This window comes from Mycobacterium sp. (assembly GCF_032162105.1).
Classification (GTDB): domain Bacteria; phylum Actinomycetota; class Actinomycetes; order Mycobacteriales; family Mycobacteriaceae; genus Mycobacterium.
The window spans coordinates 1-5,355 of the sequence record NZ_JAVRPS010000516.1 but is presented as its reverse complement, the minus strand read 5'-3'; the positions used below and the strand labels follow the sequence as shown (position 1 = coordinate 5,355).

The following is a 5,355-nucleotide window of genomic DNA, read 5'->3' as shown; positions in this document are numbered from 1 at the left end:
GAACCATCTGCGGCCCCTCGTCGAGGAGCAACTGGCTAAGCCCAAGCGCGGCACAGGTTCTCAGTGCGGGATGCAGGACGCGGACCGCTTCGTCGTGGTCGCCGGCAGCACCGAGACAGTGCGCGAGGTGCAGCGTCGCACGAAGGTGGGCACGGGGGCGGTCGTGCTGATCGACCCGATCACGGCAAGCGCGGGCCCGCGCGCATGCTTCATCCAGGGCCGAAGGTGTCCCATCGATCACGAGCATTCGGATCTGTGCATCCTCCATGAGTTCGGCTGTCACGCCACCGAGTTCGTCGAGGTGTTCGGAATGCGAATGGGCGATTCGCCGAGCCAGGGAGTCGTCGATCGGCTCCCCCGACAGGGCGGCAATCCGGACACTGTCGTTGAGTAGCCGGGCCTGCAGCCGCGGGAGTTGCAGTGTCTTGGCGATGTCGAGGCCCTCGGCCAGTCGGCAGTGTGCGGCCGCCGTGTCACCGCGGGAAGACTTCAGCAGCGCTCCGGTCCCGAAACTGGCGAGCATGAAGTCGACGATTCCGCCCTCGGCGCCCAATGCGTATGCGTCGTCGAGCAATACTTCGGCTTCGTCGAGTTGGCCGTGTTCGTAGAAGAGCTCCCCCAACAGTGCTCCGGCGAGCTTTGCGATATAGGTGGGGCGACCGGACGGCAGCAGCGCGATGCGCACGGCGTGGCGCAGGTGCGCTTCGGCGCCGGCGATGTCGAGCTGCTCGTTGGCGGCAATCGCGGCAAAACAGTATCCGTAACTCACGCTCAGCGTCCCTGAGATGCGAGCGTGGAATTGGCGTCCCCACCGTTGCCAGCGAAGTGCGTCATCGAAGTCCGACATCCGGAGCGCTCGAAATGATGCGAGGTCGGCTGCGCGGCACAGAATGAAGGGCCGCAGTGTGTCGGCCCTGTCGACACACGCCTCAACGGCGGTTTCGGCGAAGCTGTCGACACGGTCCTGGAAAGCGGCGATCACGGCGCGAATCAGGTCCATCTCGGCGCGTAGGTTGCCCTCCTCGTTCTTCGTAGCCGAGTCCATGCCCACCTCGGCCAGCCGAAGCGCCTCTTCGACGGCCGCCAGACGGTGAAGGACGACATTCGCCCACGCGAGGTCGACTTGAAGCCTCGGGCGCGCATCGGCATGTTGGGCCGGCAGTTTGGCCGCGAGCCCGATCAACGTGCTCATCTGTGACTGCTCCATCAGATCGGTGGCCGCCTGCTCGACGGCGTCGACCGCTTGCCGAGCCTGGCCACCGAGGATCAAATGATCGACGGCCTGGTTGAGCATGTGGTGTTCGGTAAACCACTGCGCTGCTCTGCGATGCAGCTGTGGTATCCGATCCTCTGCGTCACGCTCGAGGCGCTGCAGAAGGTACTCGGCGAACAGGTGGTGGTATTCAAACCATGTTCCGTCGGCATCGGTCCTGCGGAGAAACAGATCGCGTTTTTCGATCTCTTCGAGGAGGCTTCGGCTGCGCGGGTTGCCGGTCAGCGCGGTGGCCAATCCGCTGCAGATCTGTTTGGTGATGCACGTCGCAAGCAGAAAATCGAGCAGGTCCGGTTCGAGGCTGTCCAGGACGTTCGATGCCAGGTACTCACCCAATGCTTCGTTATGTCCGCACAGGTGCTCGATGAGCGCGGCCGGATCGGCCTGCTCACGCAGCGTCAAGGACGCCAGCTGCAATGCAGCTGCCCATCCGTCCGTGCACTCCTCCAGTTCGGCGACGTTGGCTGCGGTCAGGTGCAGGCCACACTGGTCGACCAGCATCGCCTGGGTTTCGGCGGTATCAAAGCGTAGATGCGTCGCGTCGATCTCGACGAGCTCACCCTGGACTCGAAGCGTGCTCAGGGGAAGGCCGGTGCGGGTTCGGCTTGCGACAATCAAATGTAGGTGGTGGCAGCTGTTTTCGAGCAGATAGGCGAGCGCCTTCGCGGTTTCGGTCTCATCAACACGATGCCAGTCGTCCAACACCAGCACTAGTGTTTCCTTGTCGCGGTGCAGCAGATCGATCAAGGCATTGAGCACGTACGGCTGCGCATTGTCGACATGCCCTTCGAACTCCTGCTGTAGCGCGTCGGCAAGGTCGGGCATCGTGCGCCGAATCGCCTCGATCAGATGCGCGAGAAACCAGACCACATTGTTGTCGTCGCTGTCGATGGCCAACCATGCGCCCTTCAGGCCGTCCCGGGTAAGGGCTTCGCCCCACTGCGCGGCCAGGGTGCTCTTGCCGTAGCCGGCGGGGGCGTGAATGAGGACCAGCTTGGGCCGTCGTCCCGAGCCGAGGCGCTCGAGGATTCGATGCCGCCAAACGGTCGGGCGAGTGAACGTGGGCGGGCGAAACCGCGTCGGCGCACTCGGCGGGTAATGCGCCCGCAGGATCGAGCCCGACCCGTCCGAGCGCGATCCGCGCGGACCCGATTGCCCACGTGCGGCGGATACGGCGGCGCCGACGTCGGCAGCCGCTTCATCTGCGTCGGCCGGCGAGGGCGCCAACTCGAGCGGAACAGCGACGATGGTGAGCCCGACGTGGGCGCCGGCCTCACGCAGGATCTCCCCGAATGCCGCGGCAGAACGGGGGCGCCGCGCGGGGTCGGTATCCAGCGCGACCTCCAATGCCGAGCCGACCGGATCGGGCACACCTTTGGCACGCAGATCCGGAATCGGACCCGCCAGCACGCGACGAACGAATGCGATGGGGTTCTCTCCTGGTCGAAACACGAACGGCGGTTCGCCATTGAGCAGTGTGAAGACCGTGGCCGCCAACCCATACACGTCGGCGGCGACCGATGCGGTGCGTCCCTCGAACAGCTCGGGCGCGGTGTACGACGGGGATCCCATCAAGATGTTCGCCGCCGTCTCGCGGCCGCCCGCGATGCGCGCAATGCCGAAGTCACACAGTTGCGGTTCCCCGTAATTCGTGAGCAGGACGTTGGGCGGCTTGACGTCCCGATGAAGAACGCCGGCTCGGTGAGCGGTTTCCAGCGCACCGGCCAGTCGCACCCCGATTGTCAACGCGTCGACGACTTCGAGCGGTCCATGGCCCTTGATCCAGGAGCCCAGCGTGTCGCGACTGTGATAGGGCATCACGATGTACGGACGGCCCGCGAAGGTCAGGCCGCTGTGCAGGACCGGCACGATGTTCGGATGCCCCGACACCCGCCCCATCGCACGCTGCTCGCGGGCGAAATGCTCGAGGTCGAGGTCGTCCCGATCGGAACTAAGCACCTTGATCGCCACGACGCGATCCAATGCCGGCTGCCCGCAGCGGTACACGACACCGAAGCCGCCGCGGCCCACTGGCTGCGCATCTTCGTAACCCTCTGCCTCGAGCTCGGCGACGATTCCGGTAGCGAGCCTGCGCTGCGTGTCGTCGGGACTACTCATGGCCACCACCTTTGCTGCGGCTGTTTAACCGTACTCCGGCCGCCCCGGCTCGCAACGACGTTTCGGCACCGCCGTCGACGATTGAACTACCCCCTTCGGGAGACGAGAACCGCCCGATGAGGAGACGCGCACCGGGGGCAACGTGACCACACTGGGAGAACAACCAGCATTACGCACGCGGGGGCGCGAAGCGCCGTCGGATTCAGGACCCAAACCAACCGAGCGGAAACGAGACCCAAAACCATGTCGCAGTATTTCACCTTATTCGCCTTCCTCCTCATGGTCATGTCCCCTCCTCTCATCCCGGCGCTTGTCTCCGTAGTCCACAGGAGCATCCGCGCAGTTCGCGCCTTCGCCGACTGGCGCAGGGCGCAGCCAGCCGCGTCGCTGCCCTAGCGCACGCGATCCGCTGCACCATGGAACATGTTGCGGCAGAATGTGTTCCCTCGGTAAGGTGCGCCCCTTCGGGGTGCACCTTTGCCTATTGGCGCTATTGCGGTTGTCCATACACGGCGACGACGACGGTGCGATCAACGCTGTTCAGTGACCACACGCCGATCTTGGTGTAGGCGCAGTTCTGCATGATCGCGAGATATGCCGGGTTGTAATACCACTGATTGATCAGTTCGACGCCGCTGATTGCCAACGCCGGATTGATCGCCACGGTCTCGGCCACCGTCCCGTGAAATCCCGCCGCCGCGGCCCGATCTTGCGGCGTCGAAGCGTCAGAACCGAGGTCGCCGTCGAGGTTTCGGTTGTTGAGGACGTCGTCGGTGTGCCATTGCGCGGCCAACCGTAGCTGCGGGTCGATCCTCACGTCGTTCGTGCAGCCCGCCTGGTGCTGGACGGTGTAAACATTGGCAACCACCCCGTCATTGAGGCGCTTGTTGTCGGCATGTGCGGCTGGGGTGCACGGTAGTAGCACCACACCGACGGTCACCAAGGCAGCCAATGTCAGGCGTCGATCCTGCATGTCCATCTTCCTTCCCCTCACCCGAGCGTCGGTGGCCGGTCGGTGGGCGGTGGAACACAGCTCCTTCCGGCAGCATCGACATCACACGGGGTCGAATTGCGAGATCAGCCAACGGCCGTCGATCTTGTCGACCGTGATGCGAACGCTGGACGCAGTGTTGGTCGGCGCGGTCGTGCCAACGATGACGGTCTGATCGACGAACAGCAGCACCGCGGCGTGGGTGGCGGTCGCCGACGTCAGCGACGCGGCCGACACGGTGGCCGTCGCAGATATCTGCTTCTGTTTTGCGCCTGGAATCACCACATCACGGGTCAACGAGGTGTAAGCGTCCAGGAAGTTTCCCGTCAGACGGCTCTTGGCCGCTTCGAGGTCCTTGTCGACGGTCTCGGAGCGGTAGGACAGCAGAGCGATGGCGCCGTCGACCGCAGCCTGCACGGATTGCGGCTGGACTGCCTGGTCCTCGCGCAGGGTGGCGTCCTGCCACTTCAGATAGCCCGCGGCTGTTGCCATGAGCAACGCCAATGCCGGCAGGAGCCCGTAGGCGACCATCCGCGACCAGCCAATGCGGCGTGGGCTTGGGGGCCGTTCATGGTTGTGCGGTTCGCAAGTCCGCCTAGATGCACCGGATGAACCGATGTCGTCGCTTGGTGTCGGGTCTGCGCCGCGGCGGGACATAGGCCACCTCATTGCACGAACTCCACGTTTGAGACCTTCGCTTGGTCGCCGACGTGGGTAACCGCGATACGCAGTCGCCATCCGCGCGGATCCGACTGCGGCGAACCGGCATTCGACGTCGCCACCGTCACGGCTACCAGTACCTGAGCACTGTCTGCCGACTGCGACTCCAGCCCCGCCTCGGTGACCGTGCCGACCGTGGTCGACTTCGTCTTCTTGACCACGTCGACGAACGGTTGTGAACGCTTGGCGAAGTCGTCGTAGAACTGTCCGGTGGCCCCGTCGAGAATTCGCTGCACATCGCGATCGCCCTGCT

Annotated in this window: 3 protein-coding genes and 1 pseudogene; all 4 read right to left on the bottom strand. The window is 64.5% G+C overall.

The window, feature by feature from the left end:
- On the bottom strand, positions 1–3,391 hold a 3,391-nt coding region (locus QOC69_RS26705), incomplete at its 3' end, for a serine/threonine-protein kinase (RefSeq protein WP_526445344.1).
- A 496-nt stretch (positions 3,392–3,887) separates the two neighbouring features.
- Positions 3,888–4,364 (bottom strand): annotated as a pseudogene (locus QOC69_RS26700) (CAP domain-containing protein); the annotation flags it as partial.
- Positions 4,365–4,445: 81 nt separating this feature from the next.
- Positions 4,446–4,928: an Rv1363c family protein gene (locus QOC69_RS26695; RefSeq protein WP_526445346.1), complete on the bottom strand. Its 483-nt coding sequence runs from the start codon at positions 4,926–4,928 to the stop codon at positions 4,446–4,448.
- Positions 4,929–5,047: 119 nt separating this feature from the next.
- On the bottom strand, positions 5,048–5,355 hold a 308-nt coding region (locus QOC69_RS26690; protein ID WP_526445342.1), incomplete at its 5' end, for an Rv1363c family protein.